Source organism: Pseudofrankia coriaricola, from assembly GCF_032027725.1.
In the GTDB taxonomy this organism is placed as follows: Bacteria; Actinomycetota; Actinomycetes; order Frankiales; family Frankiaceae; genus Pseudofrankia.
The window spans coordinates 164,667-185,948 of the sequence record NZ_JASNFO010000018.1; the positions used below are offsets into that span (position 1 = coordinate 164,667).

Below are 21,282 nucleotides of genomic sequence, written 5' to 3' on the forward strand. Positions count from 1 at the left end.
CATGGCCGACGCGGCCGAGGTGGCCCACGCGACCGATGCGGAGGTCTTCGCCGCGTTGCCCGCGGTGCTGATCGACCGCGACAACGTCGAGCACTACCGCGGGCTGCTGGCGCGGCGGCTGCTGATCAACCGGTGCGCGGCCTGCGGCTACTGGGTGTACCCGCACCGGCCGCTGTGCCCGAAGTGCTGGTCCTGGGACGTCGTGCCCACCCAGGTGAGCGGCGACGGATTCGTGTTCCTGTGCACGCTGGTCCACCAGGAGCGGGACCCGGACGCGGCGCCGGGGGAGCCGGTGTCGACCGCCGCGGTGGAACTTGTCGAGCAGCCGGGGCTGCGCTACCTGGCGCCCGTCGTGAACTGCCCTCCCGACCGGGTCCGGCTCGATATGCCGGTGCGGTTGACGTGGGTGGATCGCGACGGCGTCGCGTGGCCCGCGTTCCAGCCATCGGGCCCGATCGAGGGCGGGAGGTAGCGGGCATGGCACGCAACCCGTTGAAGGACCAACTGGCCGTGGTCGGCGTCGGGTCGACGCCGTATGGCCGTGACCTGAAGCGCACCGAGCTGTCGCTCGCCCTCGAGGCGGCCACCGCCGCCGTCGAGGACGCCGGCCTCGACCGGCAGGAGATCGACGGCATCTGCGGCACCGGCATGGACCCGCTGGCCATGGGCGGATCCGGGTTCCTGACGCTGCAGGGCGCGCTCGGGATCGAGAAGACCACCTGGCAGAAGAACGGGTGGCTCGGATCGTGCTTCGTCTACGCGGCCGAAGCGGTGTTCTCCGGGCTCTGCGACACGGTCCTGGTCGTGCAGGCCCACACCCGCGGGATCGGAATGTCGCGGTCCGCCGCCGCCGACCCCTTCCGCCTCCGGTCGGCGCAGCTGCGCGCGGCGGGCGGCCACACGATCGTCGGCCAGAGCGACCCCGCCCGCCGCTGGATCCACTCCGGCGAGCCCTACGCCGCCTGGATGGCGCGCTACCTGCACGACTACGGGGCGACGAAGGACGTCTTCGCCCGCATCGCGGTGAACAACCGCACCCACGCCACCACGAACCCGCGGGCGGCCATGCGCACCCCGATCACGATGGAGGACTACCACGCCTCCCGGGTGATCTGGGAGCCCATGCAGATGCTCGACATGGACGTGCCCGTCGACTGCGGGGAAGCGCTGATCATCACGACGGCCGAACGGGCCAGGGACCTGCGCCACAGTCCGGTGTACATCCACGCCATGTCGCTGGGCGGGTCACGGGTCGGGGAGTACTACGACAACAGCCTGGGCTGGACAGAGAACGCCCTGTGGATCTCCCTGGCCGGCCTGCGGGAGCGCAGCGACCTGACCATTGACGACCTCGACCTGTTCTTCCCCTACGACGGCTACACGATCGACACCGTGGGATGCATCGAGGCCGCCGGTTTCTGCAAGCCAGGCGAGACCGCCGACCTGCTGGCCTCCGGCTGGGACGCCGAGGCGAACATCTACCGGCTGGGCGGGCACACGCTCGTCTCGACCAACGGCGGCGCGCTCTCGCACGGACGTGCCGGAGGCTTCAACTTCTACACCGAGGCGGTGCGGCAGCTGCGCGGCACCGAAGGGGAGCGGCAGGTTCCCGACGCCAGGACGGCGCTGGTCTGTGCCGGCGCGAGCTTCTTCCACGACCCCGCGTCGGTCATGCTGCGTACGGACTGAGCGCGGCGATGGACGCTCGTACGCTCGTCAGCTTCGACATCGACGGCACCCTCGAAACGGGCGACCCCGCCGGGCCGCTCCGACTGACCTTCGTGCGGTGGGCGCAGGCGCGGGGCTACGTGATCGGTAGCTGCTCCGACCGCACCCTCGGCGAGCAGTCGGCGATGTGGGCTCGCGCCGGGATCGTCCCCGACTTCGTCAGCCGCAAGCACGAGCTCACGGCGGTCCGCGTGGCCTGGCGCTGCCAGCGGTTCGTGCACATCGGCGACACCCGCGTCGACGAGCACTTCGCCGCGCAAGCGGACTTCGAGTTCATCTCCGTTTCCGACCTCGCTCGCCGGCTCGCTGCCATCGACCCAATGACGTGCTCGCAGGATTCCAGCCCGGCGTCGACTGGGGCTGTCTTAGGAGGCATGGACCGTGGAAAAGATCTGGGCCAACTCGGGTGACTCGCACCTCGTCGAGCCGGACGATCTGTTCGACCGGAGCCTGCCCGCGCCGCTCGCGGAGCGGATGCCGCGCAGCGTCAAGGACCCCGACGGCGAGTGGGAGACGATCCACGTCGACGGGCAGGAGTTCCGCCGTCGCATGCCCCGGCCCGGCGCGAAGCTGACCGACGAGAACGGCCTCACCGTCCCCGAGCGGGCGCCCGGCGCGAACGACAAGGAGCTGCGCCTGGTCGACCTGGACGCCGAGGGCGTCTGGGCCGAGCTCATCTACCCGTCGCTGGGGATGTGGACCTCGTCGATCCGCGACCCGGAGCTGCTCGCGGCCGGCGCCCGGGCGATCAACGACTGGGCCATCGAGTACCAGCGCTTCTCGCCCCGCTACATCTGCGCGGCCACGATCCCCTTCCTCACCGTCGACTCCGCGGTGGCCGAGGTCCGGCGGGCCGCGGGGCTCGGCTACCACGCCGCCGCTCTGCCGGTCACGCCGCTCGTCGACGGGGACGACTGGCATCGCGAGTCGTGGGAGCCGCTGTGGGCCGCCCTCACGGAGACGGGCCTCGTGATCGCGTTCCACATCGGCAGCGAGCCGCATGACGCGTCCGCCCGCAACGGCACCTACTACCGCGGCCCCGGAGGCGCGCTGCTGAACTACATGGAGACGACCTACGGCGGCCAGCGGGCGGTGTCCAAGCTGATCGCCGGCGGCGTGTTCGACCGGCATCCGTCCCTGCGGGCGATCGTGTCCGAGGGTGGCGCCACCTGGGGGCCGTTCGTCGCCGACCGGCTCGACGAGGCGTACCGGCAGCACGCGTCGACCGTCCGCCCCCGCCTGCGGCGGCCTCCCAGCGAGTACCTGTACGAGAACGTCTACGCGTCCTTCCAGCACGACCGCTCGGCCGTCGCCGCGGTGACGGCCATGGGCTGGCGCAACGTGTGCTGGGGCAGCGACTACCCGCACATCGAAGGCACGTTCGGCCACACCCAGAAGACGCTCCACGAGCTTGTCGGCGATCTCGACCCCGCGACCCGTCTTAGAATCACGCAGGGCGCCTTCCAGGAACTGTTCCCCCACGTGCCGCCCGCCCCGGATGACGGGTCGTCGCCCGGCCCGCTCCAGGCCGCGGCGCGGTGACGCCGTCGCAGCGGGAAGGCCAGGTGACCGGCGGATGACCGGCTAAGTGGTCAGCGCTCGAATGGTGGGATCCTGGCACGACGGTGGAGATGTCGATTGACGAGCGAGAGTGCTCGACTTGGGCTGTCCGGCCGCCCTCGGAGCTCCCGGTCGGCGCACAAAATTTGGGAGCCCAATCGGCATACATACAGGTCGGCGGTGACTTTACACCGCCTCATCGGCGCGCCGCCCTGACCCTTCTCAGACATCCTCTAGCTGGCGAGGAATGCCCCCTTTGTCGGGTCGTAGGTGAAGAGGCTGGGCGGGATGGCGCCGTGCCGCCGAGATATGCGGAGGCGAGTTCGTCCAGGTTGATGGCCACGGCGCATCGACCGCGGACGACCGAGAAGGCGCCGACTGTCGGCGAGGGACCTGTCCGACGTGGGTCGGCGCCTCATCGTCCATCGTGGTGTTATTGGAGTGCTTCGCCGCACCAGTAGCCGTCGTGGTTGAGTGTCGCGGGTGGTGGGGCGGGTACGAAACTATGTCCAGCCGGGTCGACGGTGATGAAGTTCTCGCAGAGGATCGGCTGTGTGGGCAGGGACAGGTTGATCGGGGCGATCAGGCCGCCGGCGGTGAAGTCGGTCACCCTGCGGAGAGTCTCGACGAAGGCCTGGCGGGTGGGGCAGGGCCCGGCGAGTTGGAGTCCCTGGATCATCTCGTCCGCGGCCACGTATCCGGCGAGGGCGAGCTCGTCGGTGGGGTCCGGCAGCTCCGGCGCGTAGGTGGTCATGGTGTTCTGGTAGGCGTCCATCACCGGAGAGCCCTGTGCGGCGACACTTGACATGATCGACATTCCGGCCATGTCACTGCCTCGCTGGGCGAGCAGACCAGGGCTGAAACCGGTGGCGCTCAACGCCACATTGATCTTGGCTCCGAGGGCCTTGGCCTTCGCGTAGATGTCGATGAAGGGGGTGGACTGGGCGGCGCCGATGAGCGTGTCCGCGCCGGAATTTTTCAGCTCGGCGGCGACCCGGGCCGGGTCTGTGACCCCTTCGGTGAAGGTAACCTCGTCGACGATCTGGATGCCGCGTTTTTGCAGGCTGGGGACGAACTGCATCGCGAGGCTGCGGGATGCCGCGACGTTCGGGTCGACGACGACCAGCGCCTTGCTGCCGCCCTGTGCCTTGACGAAGTCGCCGAAGACGGAGGTGCCGCCGGTGTTGAACAGGTTGCCGGCATGGAAAAGGTTGGGGTGGTTGCTCCAGGTGGCGCTCGTCCCGGTTCCGGTGACGGGGATGTTCTCCTTCTCGAGCCAGCCGGCTGACTTGTCGAGGACGATCGATGTGGCGATCAGGCCGAAGGCCCGCTGGGTGTCGACCAGGTCGTGCGCGACCGTGGAGAAGGTCTCGGCGTCGGACTGGTCGTCGCCCCACACCAGGTCGATCTCGCGGCCGTTGACGCCGCCACGGGCGTTCTGCAGGTCGATGCGCGCCTCGACGCCGCTGCGGGACGCCTTGAACGCGGAGGCGATCTCGGGGGCCCCGGTGTCGGGGTAGATGAGGCCGATCTTGATGGAAGCGGCGGTCACGCCTGGCGCCTGCGTCGAGCAGGCGCCTGCCCCATTGGTGGCCGAGTCTGACGACGTGTCACAAGCGGCGAGGGCGGCGAGGGCGACCAGCGCAGCCGCGATTGCCCCTGTCGAGGTCCGCGCGCGCAGGCGACGAAGGATCATGACGCGCCGTCTCCCATCAAAGATCTATGCCAATAGCGACAACTCGGGCATTCTCGGTGGCCCAACGTTAGCGCGCCGCTGGCGACGAAGTTCGGAGGGACCCCAGCGGCGTGTCGCATCGAGCCAAGCCTGGTGATCCTGGCCATAGATCTTCTTGCGATCAGGTCCTTACGGCATTGGCCCGGATCTTTCACGGGGTGGCCGGGTGTGATCGCGGGCTGAGGTCCCACCCTGGTTGATGTTGAGTTCTGCCGTCCGGGCCGGGTGCGGCCGTGGCGGGGTGGCCCGCTGTCGCGCGGGTGAGCGCCCGGTCCACGTCCGGGGCGGGGTTTGTCCTGGCCGGTGGGCTGGGAGGTCGTGGTCCCGGCCTATCCGGGGGCGGGCAGCGCGCGCAGTCTGGTGATCGCTTCGAGGGCGAGCGGCACCAGGGGTGGTGGGCGGCCAGGTGCATCACGGTGGTGCGGGCGTGGCGGGCGAGCCGGCCGGCGCGCCTTTCCGACACACCCACCAGACGATCACGGCATGAAAGCCCGAGGCTAGGAGGGTCTGCGGGCTTGCAAGAAGCGGGTGACCTGTGCGGCGCGCGTCTTTGGCAATGGCTGCCGCCGCATCATCCGGCGCGGTCGAAACGGATGGCGCGGTCGTATGCCTCGCGGGCGTCGAGGAGCTGGTCCCAGTGCAGCTCCACCCAGGCGCAGGCGACCGCCATCGGCTCCAACATGCTGCGGCCCAGCGCGGTCAGCTCGTACTCGACGTGGAGAGTGGCCCTGGCATCCAGGACGGTGCGGGTGAGCAGACCATCCCGTTCGAGGGATCGCAGCGACTGGGCAAGCACCTTGGGAGTGACACGGCTCAGCGGCACGCGCAGCTCGGAGAACCGGCGCGGCCCGTCTTCGAGGCAGCGGATGATGAGCGCCGCCCACTTGTCACCGAAGCGGACCGGGTTGAGCGAGGACGGGCACAGCTCGTCGAACATGTCGGCGCGCAGGGGCTCCCTCATGGCCTCACGATAGCCAGACAGCCGGTATCCCCGTGGTAACCGCCATCCCCGATAGCGTCCGCGCACCGGCCGGCGCGGCAGCACCGGCCCAAGGAGAGGCGGTTGCCGTGAACGCGGTTGGCATAGACGCGGTTGGCATAGACATTGTGGTGTTCGGCGCGGGCGGGCGTGCGGGACGGCAGGCCGTCGCCGAGGCACGTCGGCGCGGCCTCCAGGTCACCGCCGTGGTGCGCGACCCCGCACGCCACCGCGACCTGCCGTCCGACATCCGGGTGGTGGCTGGTGACGCCACGGACGCGGTGAGCGTCGAGCGTGCGGCGGCCGGACAGGACGCGGCCGTCAGCGCCGCGGCGGACCTGTCCGTGCCAGCACACGACTTCTTCACCGCGTCGTCTCGCGCGCTGGCCACCGGTCTGGCGAAGGCAGGGGTGCGCCGCCTGGTAGTCGTCGGCCTCTCCTCGGTCCTGCCGGGGGCATCCGGCGCCGCGTTGATGGACGAGCCCGGCTACCCGAACGAGTACCGTTCCTTCTCCCTCGGCCACCTGGCGGGCCTCGACGAGCTTCGGGCCAGCGAGCTCGACTGGGCGTACGTCGCTCCCGCCGGGGATTTCGACCATGACGGGGCGCGTACCGGCCGGTACCGGATCGCCGAGCATGGCGACCCGGCCAGCCGCATCGGATACGCGGACTTCGCGATCGCGCTGCTCGACGAGATCGAGGAACCGCGCCACCACCGCGCCACCGTCAGCGTCCAGTAGGGGACAGATCGACTGCCGTTCTGCCCCGGCCGCTACCGCTACCCGGCGAGGGCTGAACCGGGCCGGGACGCACCTCGACGTGTCACGCGTGCCAGAGCGGATGGTTGTGGTCGCCGATGGTGACGGCCGGGTGGGTCTGCAGGTCCAGGTGCACGTCGAGGTAGTCGGTGTGGTCGCGGGCGCGTGCTCGGTAGCTGTAGCGGGTGTTCTCTAGGTGGAGGGTCTCGGTGGTGGCGGTGGTTAGCCAGGGGTGGCGCCGGCGGAGCCCGATGAGGTCCTGGTAAGCGCGGTAGGTGCGCAGTCCCCAGGAGGCGAGCTGGGCTGGGGCGTCGGGGAAGGCGGGGCGGATGGCGTCGTCGCCGCCCTCGCGGTCTTCCTTGACCGCGGTGAAGGCCTGTTCGTCGCCGTAGTACACCGAGGGGATCCCGCCGACGGTCATCAGGATCGCCGTGGCAAGCAGCGCTGCGTCGGGGCCGATGGTGGTGGCGATGCGGGTGACGTCGTGGTTGCCGATGAAGGTCTGTGGCGTGAGGTGGCGCAGGAAGCCGTTGTGCCGTTGCAGTGCCCAGTCGAGTTCGTGGAAGTTGCGGTCGAGCAGGCTGGACCAGATCGCCTTCCACAGCTCGTACTGCGTCACCGAGTCCACGCGCGAGCTGGCGCTGAAGGCGGCGTAGTCGCCGTGGATGACCTCGGCGAACCACCAGGCGTCGGGATGGCGGGGGCGCACGCGTGCGAGCACCTGTGCCCAGAAGGCGGGGTCGACGGAGTAGGCGGCGTCCAGGCGCCAGCCGTCGATTCCGCGGTCGAGCCATGCGGTCAGCACGTCGGCCACGTAGTCGACGGTCTGCGGGCTGCGGTGGTTGAGCCGTACCAGGCTCTCGTGGCCTTCGAACACGCGGGGGTGTGGGCCGCCCGGGGCCTGCCAGTCGATGTCGAACATCGGACCGGTCGGGCTGGCCGGGCCCTCCTGCAGGGTTTGGCGCAGGTCGGGGTGGTGCCGGCCGACGTGGCTGAAGACGCCGTCGAGCAGGACGCGCAGTCCCCGGGTGCGGCAGGCGGCGAGGAGGTCCTCGAAGTCCTGCAACGTCCCCAGGCGTGGGTCGATGCCGTGGTGGTCGAGCGTGTCGTAGCCGTGCGTTTGGGCAGTGAAGATCGGGCCGAGCAGAAGCCCGGACGTCCCGAGTTCGATCGCATAGTCGAGCCAGCCGAGCAGACGTCGCAGCCGCGGTTCGGGTGTGGATCGGTCCTCGCGGATGGGGGCGCCGCAGAATCCGAGTGGATAGACGTGCCACCAGATGGCGTGCTCGACCCAGTTCACGTGCCGCTACCTCCGCCCGAAGACTAGTGAGGAATCCTCACTAGTCTTAGTGAGTGTAGCCCACTAGGCGTACGGTGGGGCTGTGAGCCGCCGAGACCGCCAGCCGCGGCAGCGCCTCGACCCGCGGTCTCGGCGCGAGGCGATCTTGGCCGCCGCCGCGGAGGTCTTTGCCCGCAGCGGCTACACCGCGGCGACGATGACCGCGATCGCGGCGCGCGCGGACGCCTCCGAGGCGCTGGTGTACAAGTACTTCACCGGCAAGGACCAGCTCTACGCCGAGATCGTCCGGCTGGCCATCGACGACCTGCTCACCCGGCAGAGCGAGGCCCTCAACGCGCTCGCCGACGGCGTGCCCGTACGCGACCGGGTGCGGGCCGCGACCGTCGTCTACCTCGACCACATCGCCCACCACCCGGCAGCGTGGGCGCTCCCACTCCAGCGGCCCGGCAGCGAACCCCCACTCGCCGCTAGAATCCGCGGTCACGCACGCCGCGACTACGTCGGCCGACTCGGCAGCCTCCTCGCCACCCGCGCCGACCGCCGGCACGAATACGCCTTGTGGGGATACTTCGGTTTCCTAGACTCCGCCTGCGTGCACTGGGTTGAGAAGGGCTGCCCCGACGACGATCGATGGCCTCTCATCGACGCCGCCCTCGGCGCGCTCGAAGGAGCCCTCGGCGACTGGGCCGCATAGGATCTGTTTCACCATCGCCGCGATCAACGAATGACAGGCTGACAGGACCCAGGGGTGCGGGGCCGGGGCAGCGGCACGCGCGGCCGGCGTCGCGGTGGCGTGACCGCGCCACTGTGGTCGGCGAGTGCGGTGGCGAAACGCTCGATGACCGCCAGGCACGCCTCGGTCGGCTGGAAGCCGCCACCGGACAGCGTGTGCAGCCAGGTGCCGAGCCCGAACACCGGCGTCTGGCGGTACAGCTCCCAGGCTTCGTCGAGACCCGGGCCGGGTACCCCCTGGCCGCCGAGTTCATTCAGGTAGTCGCCGAGGAGATCACGCTCGTGGTCACGCCGGTCGGCGGTGTCCAGGCAGGAGACCAGGAAGTAGCCGACGTCGTGCGACCAGTTGCCGGCCCGGACCAGCTGCCAGTCGTAGAAGCCCGTGACGCCTCCGGGCAGGGTGTAGGTGTTGGCCAGGTGCGGGTCGCCGTGCAGCAACGTCCGCGGGTGCGCCGCCGCCAGCGTCGCCCAGCCGCGGAATCCCCGCTCGACGACACCTGCGTCGACGCCGGCGGGGATCAGCCGGCCGTGCCCGCCGGACCGCAGCCGCCGCAGCGCCCGTGCCAGGCTCGCCCATGAGACCGGCGCCCAGACCCGCCCGAGCCGCCAGGGACGCACGAAATCCAGCGGCCGCGGCAGCGGATCTTCCCAGTAGGCCGCGTGCAGCCTGGCCAGGCCGAGCAGGCCGTCGCGCACCTGGTCGACCCCCAGGGGGACGGTGGCGACATTCGCCCGCGCTCCGCGCAGCGTCACGTCCTCCATCACGGTCACCGTCGCCAGCCTGCGCCGGTCGACGGCGGCGGCGTAGAAAGCGGGATGCTCCAGCGGTAGGTCCGGCCCGGAGCCGGCCAGGCGGGCCTCGGCCTCCCGGGCGCCCAGAGCGGTCAACGCGAGCCGGTTGAGCATCCGGCCCTCCCGCTTGACGAACACGCGCTCCGGGCCGCTGCCCGACGCGTAGCGCAGCCGCACCCGGGCTCGGCTGTTCGTCCCGTCGACCAGGTCGTCGATCTCGAGCGCCACGACCGCGGCGCCGGGGCACGAGGCGGCGAGAGCCGCCGTCATCCACTGCGGGGTCACGTCCGACCAGCCCCGCGGCACGCTCAGCACTTGCGCATCATGCCGGAGCCTGGCAGGCGCGGGAATTCGGAGCCGGGTAAGGATCCAGACAAGAGTGGGCCCCGCCTGCCTGCTGCAGGGTTCTCGGCGTTGTCGAACACCAGCAACCAAGGTCGGCGCCGCCGCGCAATTCGGCGAACACTGCAGTTGGCTCCGCCCCCACCGGCAGCTCCAACGCCGCACCCAGCTCGACGAGAAGGTCGCCGCATCGCGGGCTCCCGCTCGCGGCCAACAGGCGGCACCCAGCGCGATAGCCAACAGAACAACCGAGTCGGCCACAAGATTCATGATCTTGAGGGATCTCGCCCGTAATCACGCCGCACTGCACTTGCTGACTTGATTACCGTCGGCGTGATCTCCATGTGGGTGGCGCGCGCCGGCCGCGACAGGAGACCGGGTCGGCGGTCAGCGTCACCCCGCCCCGGAGGCCGCGCTGCGCGCGGCTGTTCCCCAGCGCGTCGGCACCACCCAGGCGCCGTTCGTGTACTGAACGGACGGTCAGCAGTGCTGACCGCTTGTTTAGCACACTCGGGTGCGGCGCGGGTATGGTCGCGGCGGAGCGGCGACCGCGTGTCAGGAGCCGTCGTGTGCGGCGGGCGAGGCGCCTTCGAACCGTCGTAGCAGTCGCTCCACGAGGTCGCGGGTCTCCGCGTGGCCGTCGGTGAGGCCGAGCTGGTCCTCGGCCACGAAGCTGCCGGAGACCGCGCCGATGAGAAAGAGCAGCGCGGCGGGCGGGACCTCGTCGGGGTTGATTCCGTAGTCCGACAGCCGGCTCGCGAGGAGCTCGGCCTGCTGGCGGCGGAACTTTCTCGAGTACTGGGCGATCTCGTCCCGGATGCTCTTGCGGTGGTTGGCCAGCGCCATGAACTCGGTCAGCAGCGAGGTGCTCGCGGGCTCGATGCTGAACTCCCACAGGGCACGCAGTGGTTGGGCTGAGGCGAGGATGCGTGCGTGCCGCTCGAGGTTCTTCTCGGCGCCGCGCCGGAAGACCGCGAGGAACAGGTCGTCCAGCGTCGGGAAATAGTAGTGGATCAGTGCCGGCGTGACGCCGGCCGCCTTGGCGACGCTGCGCGAGCTCACGGCGGCATAGCCCTCCTGCCGCATCAGTCGTTCGGTGACGTTGAGCAGGATCGCGCGGGTCTGTGAGCTCTCGGTGCCGGTGCGGCGTGGGCTGGTCATGCCTCCATTTTGGTTGACGCCGCCACCTCGCCGTGCTGAACTTTCGTTCAACACGCGTGGGCTGGGTCTCAGCGACGGTGCGCGCCCGGGGGTACCGCGTGCGTCTGGCGTGACCTCAGGGCGCGTCGGCGTCGCCTGGGGCAAGCCGAACCGTGGTCCGGGCCTGCCCGGCGGCGGTCCTGGCGCCTGGCGGATACCGCTCGGCTGGCGGGCGGTATCCACTCCGCGAGCGGATGGGGTGGCGAGCGCCCGGCGCGGACGTTCCTGGCGCGCGCGGGGAGTTCGAGCGGGTCCGGAACATCCGACAGTTTCCGCGAGCGGCGTCCGCCGCCTGCCACCGAGCAAGGGGGCACCGAGAACGATGAGCGCCGATGACCGGATCGAGGAGCTGACCCGCAAGGTCGCGTACCTGATGGACCGGACCGCGATCCTCGACTGCATCGCGCGCGCCGCCCGTGGGCACGACCGGCACGACGTCGAACTGATGACCAGCACCTTCCATGAGGACGGCATCGACGAGCACGGCTTCGCCGTGAACCCCGGGCCCGAGTACGGCGAGTGGGCCAACAAGACGCATGCCGCCGCCTCCCAGGCCCACCTGCACCACATAACGACGCACTCGTGCGAGATCGACGGCGACGTGGCGCATGCCGAGAGCTATGTGCTGGGCGGGCTGCTCAGCCCGGACGGCAAGACGATGACGCTGCTCGGTGGCCGGTATCTTGACCGGCTGGAGCGCCGCGACGGCGAGTGGAAGATCGTGGTCCGCCGCTCCACCGCGGAGTGGCTCGGGATGACCGACTCCTCGTTCGTGAACTCGAAGATCTTCAGATCCCAGGGGTTCCTGAAGGGCACCCGCGACCAGACCGACCTCTCCTACCAGCGTCCGCTGAACATCGACAGCGAGCCGGCCCAACGCTGGTGACGCGACGGGTCGGCTCATGCCCGGCGTGTCCCACGTGGTGACGCCAACCGAGTGGCCGGCCGCGGCAACAGCCGAGCGTTTCTCTTCTGACTGTCCGGAGTGATGGATGCGTATAGGTCTCATGGGCGGCGCCGCGACGCCAGACAAGATCATCGATCAGGCGAGGCGGGCCGAAGCCGACGGTTTCCACTCGCTGTGGTATGCGAGCATCGTGCAGGGCGACCCGCTGGTGTCCATGGCGCTCGCGGGCCGCGAGACCTCGACGATCGAGCTCGGCACCGCGGTGCTGCAGACCTACCCGTGCCACCCGATGCTGCAGGCGCAGCGGGTGGCCGCGACCGTCGCGGCGATGGGCAGACCGGGTCTCACGATCGGGCTGGGCCCGTCACACGAAGCCAACATCCGCGGCATGTACGGCCTGTCCTACGACCATCCCGGCCGCAACACACAGGAGTACCTCCAGATCCTCACCGCGCTGCTGCGCGGCGAGGCCGTGGACTTCGAGGGCCAGGACTGGACCACACGCGCCCCGGCGGGGACCGTCCGGGCCGCCCACCCCGTCCCGGTGCTGCTGGCGGCGCTGTCGCCGCGGATGCTGCGGATCGCGGGCGAGCACGCGGACGGCGCGATCCTGTGGATGGCCCCCGTGGCGGCGATCGAGAAGCATGTCGGGCCGCGCATCTCGGCGGCCGCCGAGGCGGCCGGCCGGCCGGCGCCGCGCATCGTCGCCGGGCTGCCGGTCGTGGTGCACGACGACGAACAGGAGGCCCGGTCCGCGGTGGCGGCGGGCTCGGTCATGTACGCGAACTCGCCGGCCTATCGGCGGATCATGGCGATCGGCGGCGCGGACAGCCCGGCCGAGGCCGCGATCGTCGGCGACGAGACGGCCGTCGAGGCGCAGCTGCGCGCGCTGCTCGACGCCGGCGCCACCGACATCCACGCCCACATCGTCCCCGCCGGCGACGACGTCCGTGCCTCGCTGAAGCGCACCCGGGACCTGCTGCGCGAACTGGCCCGCTGAGGCGTCGATCCGGGCGCACCCGGATCGATGCCTGACCGGGATACGGGTGCTCACCGCACCCGGCCCGGGCCCTTGTCACCCGCGATTCTGGAGGCGACCGATGACTGACTCGTCACGCCCCGTCCGTGTCATTCAGTGGTGCACCGGAAAGATCGGCCAGATCTCCATCCGGCACTTCGCCGCGAACCCGATGTTCGAGCTGGTCGGCGTCTACACGACGTCCGCGGAGAAGGAGGGCGTCGACGCCGGGGTGCTCGCCGGGATCGGCCCGTTGGGCGTCACGGCGACCACGAACAAGGAGACGCTGTTCGCCCTCGAGGCGGACTGCGTCAACTACCTGCCGCTGGCGGTCGAGGTCGACGACCTGGAGGCGCTCCTTCGCTCGGGGAAGAACGTGGTGACGGCCGTGGGCCTCACGTTCCCGTCGCCTGACGACGAACGGACGAGGCGGCTGGCGGCCGCCTGCCAGGACGGCGGCACGACGCTGCACGGCGGCGGCATCCACCCGGGCTTCGTCGGTGACATCTTTCCGCTGCTCGCGTCGAGGCTGCTCAGCCGCGTCGACCAGGTGGTCGTCACCGAGGTGTGCGACTTCAGCGAGCATCCCCAGGCCGAGCTGCTCTTCGGCCTGTTCGGCTTCGGCCTGGCGCCCGACGAGGCCTACAAACACGCCACCGTGGTCACTGGCGAGGTCGACGCTCCGTACGAGGAGTCGGTCGCCATGCTGGCGGCCGGGCTCGGCCTCCAGGTCGACAGGTACACCCACGAGCTGACCATGGCCGTCGGCGACAGGGACCTCACCATCGCCGCGGGCGTGATCCCGGCCGGGAACGTCGCGGGCATCCGCCGCCGCTGGGAGGCGATCGTCGACGGCCGGCCGGCCATCGTCTTCGTCTCGGAGTGGAAGATGGCGGACGGCCTGACGCCCGCCATCCGTGAAGGCAGGAACCGCTACGTCGTCGAGTTCTTCGGCGAGCCGTCGACGAAGATCACCCTTGAGCATCTCGAGCCCAGCGCGACCGGTGACCCCGGATATCCGGGCCGGATCTGGACCGGCATGTCCGTGGTGAACATGATCCACGACGTCGTCGCCGCGCCACCCGGCATCCGCACGCACCTGGACCTGCCACTCGGGCGCCCGCGAGGCCTGTTCCACGAGGGCGAGACGTGGCGGCGCCCGTTGTCGGCGGGCCGGTGACCACCACGCGCGACGCGGGTGACGCGCGGGACGAGGCGCTCGACCAGGAGCCCCCCGCCACGGCGGGGGCGCGGCCGTTGGCGGGGCTGCTGGTCGTCGGGGTGGAGCAGGCGGTCTCGGCCCCGATCGCGACCCGCCATCTCGCGGACATGGGCGCGCGCGTCATCAAGATCGAGAACCCGCGCGGCGGTGACATGACCCGGCACTACGACAGCGCGCAGGCCGGGATGGCGGCGCACTTCGTCTGGTGCAACCGCGGCAAGGAGTCGCTCGGGCTCAACATCGCCGACCCGCGTGGCGCGGCGGTGCTGGAGCGGCTGCTCGGCCGTGCCGACGTGCTGATCCAGAATCTCGCGCCGGGTGCTGCCGAGCGGCGGGGGCTCGCCGCGACCCAGGTCGTCGCCCGTCATCCTCGGCTGGTCGCCGTCGACATCTCCGGCTACGGCGAGGGTGGGCCGCTGTCCCACAAACGCGCCTACGACCTGCTCGTGCAGTCCGAGGGCGGCTCCTGCGCGGTCACCGGCGGGCCGGGCCAGCCCGCCAAGCCCGGCATCGCCATGGTCGACCTCGCCACCGGCATGTACGCGCTGAGCTGGATCCTTGGCGCGCTGCACGCCCGCCACGCCACCGGCCGGGGCGAGGCGATCACGGTCGGCATGTTCGACGTCGTCGCGGAGTGGATGGGCTACCAGGTCAACTACACGATGGGTACCGGTCTCGAGCAGGAGCCGGCCTGGGTCGGGTCGCCGGCCGTGGCGCCCTACGGCACCTACCCGACCTCCGACGGGCAGACGGTGGTGCTCGGGACCACCAATGACGGTGAGTGGCAGCGGTTGGCGCGCACGGTGCTCGAACGCCCTGACCTCGCCGAGGACCCGGCGTTGGCCAGCAACGCCGGCCGGGTGGCCGAGCGCGCCCGGGTCGACGAGGCGATCGCGGCGTGGACCGGCGCGGTCACCCTGAAGGAGGCCCAGGATGTGCTGGACGCGGCGGCGCTCGGAAACGCCCGGCTCAACGGTGTTCAGGACGTGATCGACCATCCGCAGCTGGCCGTCCGCGACCGGTGGCGGGAGGTTCCAACCCCGCAGGGCTCGTTCCGGGCGGTGTTGCCGCCGCCGGTCGCGGCGAGCTGGACATCGCCGATGGGCCGGGTGCCGGGCCTGGGCGAGCACACCGAGGCGGTGCTGGCCGAGCTCGGCTACTCCACCGCCGACCTCGCCGACTGGCGCCGTGACGGCGTCATCGCCAGCTGACGCGTCCCGGGCAGGGCGGCCGGGCGGCGCCGCGATGCGCACGGGTCCGCGCCGTCAACGGCGACCCGCGCCGCCCGCGCCCCTTCCGGCAGGACCTGCGGCCCCCTGTCAGCTGACCGGGGCCGACGCGTGTCCCGCCCGCCCCCGATTCCTGACGTCCAGAAGTTCCCGCCGGTACGGCCGCGGCCGGTGGCGCGGCGAGCCCGTGCCAGTAACAGTCGACGTTGCCCCGCGGTGGACCATGACGCGTTGTCGACTTTTCCGCTGGGTATGCGCCGATCAGATGCTTGCATCTGTGGACGGGTATCCCGCTTGGCACCATGGAGGTAAACGACATGACGTCGGTGGGCGACGCTTTTCGGACCGCGCGGGAGCAGCTGCTCTCGTTGCGCGGCAGTGCTGGCGAGGCGGCCAGCACATTCTCGTTTCCCCGGTTCGACGGAGCGTTCAACTGGGCGCACGACTGGTTCGACGTGGTGGCGGATGGTCAGGCGCGTCCGGCGCTCGTCATCGTCGAGGAGGACGGTTCACGTTCCGCGGTGACTTTCGACGAGATGCGCCGCCGTTCCAACCGGCTGGCGGCCCATCTCCTGGGGCAAGGTGTCGGCCGTGGTGACCGCGTCCTGCTCATGCTGGGCAACCAGGTCGAGCTGTGGGGGTCGATGCTCGCGGTCATGAAGCTCGGCGGCGTCATTCTGCCGACCACGACCGCGCTCGGCTCGGCCGACCTCGCCGACCGGGTCGCCCGCGCGCATGTCTCGGCGGTCATCTGCAACCCCGCGGACACAGCAAAGTTCGACCAGGTGCCGGGCGCCTATCTGAGATTCTCGGTGGGCGCCGCCGAGGGCTGGCGCGACCTGCGCGACGCGGCCGGCGAGGCCGACGACGCGTTGCCTCATCCGGGCACCGCCGCGTCGGACCCGCTTCTGCTGTACTTCACCAGCGGGACGACCAGTCGCCCGAAACTGGTCGAGCACAGCCAGGTGTCGTACCCGGTCGGCCACCTGTCGACGATGTACTGGCTTGGTCTGCGGCCCGGTGACGTCCACCAGAACGTCAGCTCGCCGGGTTGGGCGAAGCACGCGTGGTCGTGTTTCTTCGCGCCGTGGAACGCGGAGGCGACCGTTTTCGTCTACAACTACGCCCGGTTCGACGCCGCCGGTGTGCTGGCCCAGCTCGAGGCCGAGCGGGTGACGACGTTCTGCGCGCCGCCGACGGTGTGGCGCATGTTGATCACGGCCGACCTGGGACAGCGCCCCTCCGCCCTGCGGGAGGTCGTCGGCGCGGGGGAGCCCCTCAACCCCGAGGTCATCGCGCGGATCGAGGACCGGTGGGGCCTCACGGTGCGGGACGGGTTCGGGCAGACGGAGACGACGGCGCTCGTCGGCAACCCGCCTGGAGCCGCGGTGAAGCCCGGTTCGATGGGGCACGCGCTGCCGGGTGTCCCGCTCGTCCTCGTCGATCCCGTCAGCAACAAGCCTGTCAGCGCGCCAGGCGAGGGCGAGCTCTGCCTGGATCTGTCCCAGGATCCGCTGAACCTCATGGTCGGATACCTCGACGACACTGAGCGCAACAACGAGGCGATGGCCGGCGGTTTTTACCACACTGGCGATGTCGCCTCCATCGACGAGGACGGCTACATCACCTTCACCGGGCGTACCGACGACATCTTCAAGGCATCCGACTACAAGCTCAGCCCTTTCGAGCTGGAGAGCGCGCTCCTCGAGCATCCCGCCGTCGCGGAGGCCGCCGTCGTCCCGGCCCCGGACCCGGTTCGGCACGCCGTACCGAAGGCCTACGTCGTCCTGGCCCCCGGGCACGAACCCACCGCCCAGACGGCGCGGGACATCCTGGAGTTCGCGCGGGGCCGGTTGGCGCCCTTCCAGCGCGTCCGCCGGATCGAGTTCTTCGACCTGCCGAAGACGATCTCCGGAAAGATCCGGCGCGTCGAGCTCCGCCAGCGCGAGGAGAACCTCGCCGCCGGAGAGACGAAGGCCGGCTGGTCCGACGACGACTTCCCGGAGCTGAAGGGCAGCACCGGCCGGTCTCAATAGCCCCACAGAACTGGATCTCGGCCGGCGGGCCATCCGTGAGTCAGGAGCTCCTCTCGACGCCTGATCCGCGCGTCAGTGCGTGACCGGCAAGCGGTTGGTGCGCGGTCAGCCCGCTCGCAGGATGCGTAGGGTGCGGGCGGACAACATGGCGACGCTGCGGCCTCGGGAGGCCATGCGCTCGTCGGTGGACTCGCCGCGGGCGTAGCGGGCGTAGAGCTGCTGGCGGATGACGGCGACCCGCCAGCAGGCGAACGCCTCGTACCAGGCGATGGCGGCGAGGTCGAGGTCGCTGCGAGCGGCGTAGCGGTCGACGACCTCGGCGCGGGTCGGCAGGCCGAGCGTGTCCATGCCTGGGTCGTGGATGGCGTGGTCGTCGTCGGTGTCGGCCGGGTCGGGCCAGTAGTTCAGCAGGGTGCCCAGGTCGGCGAGCGGGTCGGCGAGCGTGGCCATGTCCCAGTCGAAGACGGACGCGACCCTGTCCGGGCGTCCAGGCGCGAACTGACAGTTGTTGATTTTGAAGTCGTTGTGGACGAGGGCCGCGGCCTGGCTGGCTGGCAGGCGCTCGGACAGCAGGTCGGCGGTCTGCGTCATCGCGGCGTCGTGCGCCGGATCGGCCCACGGAGCGACGCGCTGCCAGCGGTCACGCCAACCGGCCAGCTGCCGCTCGAGGAATCCGTCGGGACGGCCGAGCCGGTCCAGGTCGCAGGCGGCGGGATCGACCATGTGCAGGTCCGCGAGGGCGTCCACGGTGGCGAGCCCGAGCTGGTGGGCCACACCGGGCCCGCCGAGCCCGTCAGGGATCACTCCCCACACCACGATGCCGGGCCGGTACTCCGACACCAGGAAGTCGCTGCCGACCACGTCCGCGTCGTCGCAGAACAGAAATGCGCGCGGCGCTCGGTCGTAGACCCGCCACAGCCGGGAGAGCACCCGGTGCTCGCGGCGCATGTCGTGCGCGCCCGGGGCGATGAGGCCGAACGGTGGGCGGCGCAGCACGAAGCGGCGATCACCGAAACGCAGCAGGTAGGTGAGGTTGGCCGAGCCGTTCGGGAACTGCGCCACGTCCATCGGCCCGTCGACGCCGAGCAGCGGGGCCAGGTAGTCCCTGATCCGCTCCCAGGGCAGGTCCTGGCCGGGCCGGACCGGGGCGAGTTCGGGCGGGATCCCGCCCGTGGACGACTCGGTCGCCGGCTCGGTCATCGGTAGCCCCTGAGCGCCGGCCGGGCGGGTCGCCTAGCCGGCATGGACGGCCTGCTCGATCTGCTCGGCGAAGCGCTCGCGCGCGGCGGCGCGGCGCGCCGGCAGGTGACCCGACGGGAACAGGCTGTTGGCCGGCTCGCACCGTGCGAGCAGAGTGCGCGCCAGATTGGTCTTGTGGACTTCGGTCGCGCCGTCGGCGAGGCCCATCTGGAAGCTTTCCAAAACCCAGGCGCCGAACGGCATCTCGTTCGAGATTCCCAGCGAGCCGTGGATCTGTACGGCCCGCGAGGCCACGTCGTGCAGGACCTTGGGCATCGCGGCCTTCACCGCGGAGATGTCGGCGCGGACCTGGTCGTAGTCGTTGTAGCGGTCGATGCGCCAGGCGGTGCGCAGGACGAGCAGGCGGAACTGCTCGATCTCGATCCACGAGTCGGCGATCATCGCCTGCACGAGCTGCTTGCGGGCGAGCGGCTCGCCCTTGGTGACCCGGCTGAGTGCCCGCTCGCACATCATGTCGAACGCTTCGCGGACCAGCCCGACGGTGCGCATCGCGTGGTGGATCCGGCCGCCGCCGAGCCGGGTCTGCGCGACGGCGAAGCCCTGTCCGCGGTCGCCGAGCAGATGGTCGGCAGGGATGCGTACATCTTCGTAGCGGATATAGGCGTGCGCGCCGTCGGCATCGTTCTGGCCGGCGACGGCCACGTTGCGCACGATCGTGATGCCGGGGGTGTCCGTCGGGACGACGAACATCGACTGCCGCCGGTGCTGGCCGGCGTCGGGTTCGGTGACCGCCAGGACGATGAGGAACGAGGCGTACCGGGCGTGGCTGGAGAACCACTTCTCGCCGTTGATGACCCACTCGCCGCCGTCGAGGTCGGCGCGAGTGGTGAACTGGGTCGGGTCGCTGCCGCCCTGGGGCTCGGTCATCGAGAACGCCGACACGATCTCGCCTGCGACGAGCGGGTCGAGGTAGCGCTTCCTGAGCTCATCGGTGCCGTAGCGGGCCAGGATCTCCGCGTTGCCGGAGTCGGGTGACTGGCAGCCGAACACCACCGGAGCGGCGGCGGACCGGCCGAGGATCTCGTTCATCAGCGCGAGCTTGAGCTGCCCATATCCCGGGCCGCCGAGCTCTGGACCGAGGTGGCAGGCCCACAGCCCACGTTCGCGCACCTTCTGCTGCAACGGTGGGACCAGCTCGGCGCGCAGCGGATTCCGCAGGTCGCGCGCGTTTCGGACCAGCATGTCGACCGGCGCCACCTCGCCTCGGACGAACTCGTCGATCCAGTCGAGTTCGACCTGAAAGTCGGGATCGGTCTCGAAGCCCCAGCCCATGCGTACTCCCTTGCCGACGTCTGCTCGCATGCTCCACGATGCGTTCTCAATCGTCCCCACGCGCGCAGAGACAGGTATTCGCGCCGGTCAGCACCCGAGGACCATCGCGCGGCCACCGCCCGCGCCGCGCCGTGGGTCGTGGCCGGCGGGCTACTTGAGAAGGGCTCCCGCGTCGACGGGCAGGGGCACGCCGGTGAGGAACCGGCCCTCGTCCGAGACCAGGAACAGCGCGGCGTTGGCGATGTCCTCCGGCTCCACCCAGGGGGTGGGCAGCAGGTGCATGTTCTGCGACACGACCGCGAAGTCGTCGATGGTCGGGTTCGGAAGGTCGGGCCGGAACATCTTGAAGGTGCCCTCGTGGATCGTCATCGGCGTGTTCACCTGGGTCGGGTGCAGCGAGTTGACCCGGATGTTGTACGAGCCGAGCTCCATCGCCAGGGTGCGCATCAGGCCGACCACGCCGTGCTTGGGGGCGATGTAGTGGCCGATGTGCGGGTGGGCCATGAGGCCACCGGCGGAGCTGGTCAGCACGATGGACCCGCCACGCTTGCCGGCGATGATGTGCGGGATGGAAACCTTGGTCGACAGCCAGACGCCGGTCAGGTTGATATCGATCGTGTCCTGCCAGGTCTTGGCGTCCATCTTGTGCATCAGCGCGCCGGTCGCGCCGATGCCGGCGTTCGCGATGACGATGTCCAGCCGGCCGAACTCGGCGACACCCTCGTCCACGACGGCCTTCATCGCGTCGTGGTCCCGGACGTCGGCCTGGACCGCGTGGATACGCCGGCCGGTCTTCTCCACCAGGCCCACGGTCTCGGCCAGGTCCTCCGGCGTCGACATCTGGAACCGCACGCCGTCGAGCGGCTTGCAAATGTCGATCGCGATGATGTCGGCGCCCTCCTGGGCCAGCCGGACGGCGTGGGCGCGCCCCTGACCGCGTGCGGCGCCGGTGATGAAGGCGACCTTGCCCTCGACTCGTCCAGCCATCGTTACCTCACTTTGTGTTGAGCGAACCATCTTGCGCACACTTCTCCATCAATGCTGAACATTCGTTTAGCATGTGGTCTTGGGCACCGTCAAGCGCTGGAAGGGATGGCGCGACGACAGGGATGGTGAGGCTTCGTGACTCACGCGTTGAAAATCCTCGAGCCACGCATCGTCGCGGCGCGGCCGTTTGTGAACTCGGCCATGGTCGGCGCCGTTCGCCCGACG

General features: G+C 70.3%; 19 protein-coding genes. 11 read left to right on the plus strand and 8 right to left on the minus strand.

All coding sequences use genetic code 11. The annotated features are described in order from the left end of the window. The first annotated feature begins 1 nt into the window (after position 1). From QOZ89_RS11065 to QOZ89_RS11080, 4 genes are read left to right on the plus strand one after another with little or no spacing between them, the layout of a single operon-like run. Positions 2 to 472, plus strand: a complete 471-nt coding sequence (locus tag QOZ89_RS11065) for a Zn-ribbon domain-containing OB-fold protein (RefSeq protein ID WP_312623738.1) — start codon at positions 2 to 4, stop codon at positions 470 to 472. 5 nt (positions 473 to 477) lie between these two features. Further along, the gene (locus QOZ89_RS11070) at positions 478 to 1,689 is read left to right on the plus strand and encodes a thiolase C-terminal domain-containing protein (protein WP_312623690.1); all 1,212 of its coding nucleotides are present in this window, start codon (positions 478 to 480) and stop codon (positions 1,687 to 1,689) included. 8 nt (positions 1,690 to 1,697) lie between these two features. After that, positions 1,698 to 2,138 carry an HAD family hydrolase gene (locus QOZ89_RS11075; RefSeq protein ID WP_071048622.1) on the plus strand — a complete coding sequence of 147 codons (441 nt, stop codon included), beginning with the start codon at positions 1,698 to 1,700 and terminating at the stop codon, positions 2,136 to 2,138. Next, a complete protein-coding gene (locus QOZ89_RS11080) occupies positions 2,110 to 3,270 on the plus strand; it encodes an amidohydrolase family protein (protein ID WP_312623691.1) in 1,161 nt (386 codons plus the stop codon). The genes QOZ89_RS11075 and QOZ89_RS11080 overlap by 29 nt, the downstream gene beginning before the upstream one ends. 451 nt (positions 3,271 to 3,721) lie before the next feature. Here QOZ89_RS11080 and QOZ89_RS11085 read toward each other — a convergent pair whose 3' ends face one another. Together QOZ89_RS11085 and QOZ89_RS11090 are read right to left on the minus strand one after the other, a co-directional pair. Then, entirely contained in the window at positions 3,722 to 4,984 is a 1,263-nt protein-coding gene (locus QOZ89_RS11085) for an ABC transporter substrate-binding protein (RefSeq protein WP_312623693.1), read from the minus strand. A 610-nt stretch (positions 4,985 to 5,594) separates the two neighbouring features. Next, positions 5,595 to 5,984 (minus strand): winged helix-turn-helix transcriptional regulator, encoded by a 390-nt coding sequence (locus tag QOZ89_RS11090; RefSeq protein ID WP_312623694.1) that lies wholly within the window; start codon positions 5,982 to 5,984, stop codon positions 5,595 to 5,597. 107 nt (positions 5,985 to 6,091) lie between these two features. Between QOZ89_RS11090 and QOZ89_RS11095 the strand changes: the two genes are divergently transcribed. Further along, entirely contained in the window at positions 6,092 to 6,742 is a 651-nt protein-coding gene (locus QOZ89_RS11095) for an NAD(P)-dependent oxidoreductase (RefSeq protein ID WP_312623695.1), read from the plus strand. Between the two features lie 82 nt (positions 6,743 to 6,824). On the opposite strand, the gene QOZ89_RS11100 is transcribed toward QOZ89_RS11095, so the two are convergent. After that, entirely contained in the window at positions 6,825 to 8,060 is a 1,236-nt protein-coding gene (locus QOZ89_RS11100; RefSeq protein ID WP_312623696.1) for an alpha-amylase family protein, read from the minus strand. 82 nt (positions 8,061 to 8,142) lie between these two features. On the opposite strand from QOZ89_RS11100, the gene QOZ89_RS11105 reads away from it, so the two are divergent. Continuing rightward, positions 8,143 to 8,754, plus strand: a complete 612-nt coding sequence (locus QOZ89_RS11105; RefSeq protein WP_312623697.1) for a TetR/AcrR family transcriptional regulator — start codon at positions 8,143 to 8,145, stop codon at positions 8,752 to 8,754. Between the two features lie 23 nt (positions 8,755 to 8,777). Here QOZ89_RS11105 and QOZ89_RS11110 read toward each other — a convergent pair whose 3' ends face one another. Beyond that, a complete protein-coding gene (locus QOZ89_RS11110; protein WP_083420157.1) occupies positions 8,778 to 9,899 on the minus strand; it encodes a phosphotransferase in 1,122 nt (373 codons plus the stop codon). Between the two features lie 582 nt (positions 9,900 to 10,481). Continuing rightward, on the minus strand, positions 10,482 to 11,087 hold the full coding sequence (locus tag QOZ89_RS11115) for a TetR/AcrR family transcriptional regulator (protein ID WP_071054808.1): 606 nt from the start codon (positions 11,085 to 11,087) through the stop codon (positions 10,482 to 10,484). A gap of 361 nt (positions 11,088 to 11,448) precedes the next feature. Between QOZ89_RS11115 and QOZ89_RS11120 the strand changes: the two genes are divergently transcribed. From QOZ89_RS11120 to QOZ89_RS11140, 5 genes are all read left to right on the plus strand, one after another. Then, positions 11,449 to 12,012, plus strand: a complete 564-nt coding sequence (locus tag QOZ89_RS11120; protein WP_071054806.1) for a nuclear transport factor 2 family protein — start codon at positions 11,449 to 11,451, stop codon at positions 12,010 to 12,012. 106 nt (positions 12,013 to 12,118) lie between these two features. Next, entirely contained in the window at positions 12,119 to 13,033 is a 915-nt protein-coding gene (locus tag QOZ89_RS11125) for a TIGR03564 family F420-dependent LLM class oxidoreductase (RefSeq protein ID WP_312623700.1), read from the plus strand. Between the two features lie 100 nt (positions 13,034 to 13,133). Continuing rightward, a complete protein-coding gene (locus QOZ89_RS11130) occupies positions 13,134 to 14,231 on the plus strand; it encodes an NAD(P)H-dependent amine dehydrogenase family protein (protein WP_312623702.1) in 1,098 nt (365 codons plus the stop codon). Positions 14,232 to 14,308: 77 nt separating this feature from the next. Beyond that, positions 14,309 to 15,484 carry a CaiB/BaiF CoA transferase family protein gene (locus tag QOZ89_RS11135; protein ID WP_312623739.1) on the plus strand — a complete coding sequence of 392 codons (1,176 nt, stop codon included), beginning with the start codon at positions 14,309 to 14,311 and terminating at the stop codon, positions 15,482 to 15,484. Between the two features lie 335 nt (positions 15,485 to 15,819). Next, positions 15,820 to 17,538 (plus strand): AMP-binding protein, encoded by a 1,719-nt coding sequence (locus QOZ89_RS11140; RefSeq protein WP_312623703.1) that lies wholly within the window; start codon positions 15,820 to 15,822, stop codon positions 17,536 to 17,538. A 105-nt stretch (positions 17,539 to 17,643) separates the two neighbouring features. Here QOZ89_RS11140 and QOZ89_RS11145 read toward each other — a convergent pair whose 3' ends face one another. The 3 genes from QOZ89_RS11145 to QOZ89_RS11155 all read right to left on the minus strand — a co-directional run bounded on the left by QOZ89_RS11145 (position 17,644) and on the right by QOZ89_RS11155 (position 21,057). Then, positions 17,644 to 18,738, minus strand: coding sequence for a phosphotransferase family protein (locus QOZ89_RS11145; RefSeq protein WP_071054800.1), 1,095 nt, complete (start codon positions 18,736 to 18,738; stop codon positions 17,644 to 17,646). Between the two features lie 33 nt (positions 18,739 to 18,771). Continuing rightward, a complete protein-coding gene (locus QOZ89_RS11150; protein WP_312623740.1) occupies positions 18,772 to 20,070 on the minus strand; it encodes an acyl-CoA dehydrogenase family protein in 1,299 nt (432 codons plus the stop codon). A 150-nt stretch (positions 20,071 to 20,220) separates the two neighbouring features. After that, complete coding sequence (locus tag QOZ89_RS11155) at positions 20,221 to 21,057, minus strand: mycofactocin-coupled SDR family oxidoreductase (protein ID WP_071054796.1); 837 nt, start codon at positions 21,055 to 21,057, stop codon at positions 20,221 to 20,223. Positions 21,058 to 21,282: the final 225 nt, after the last annotated feature.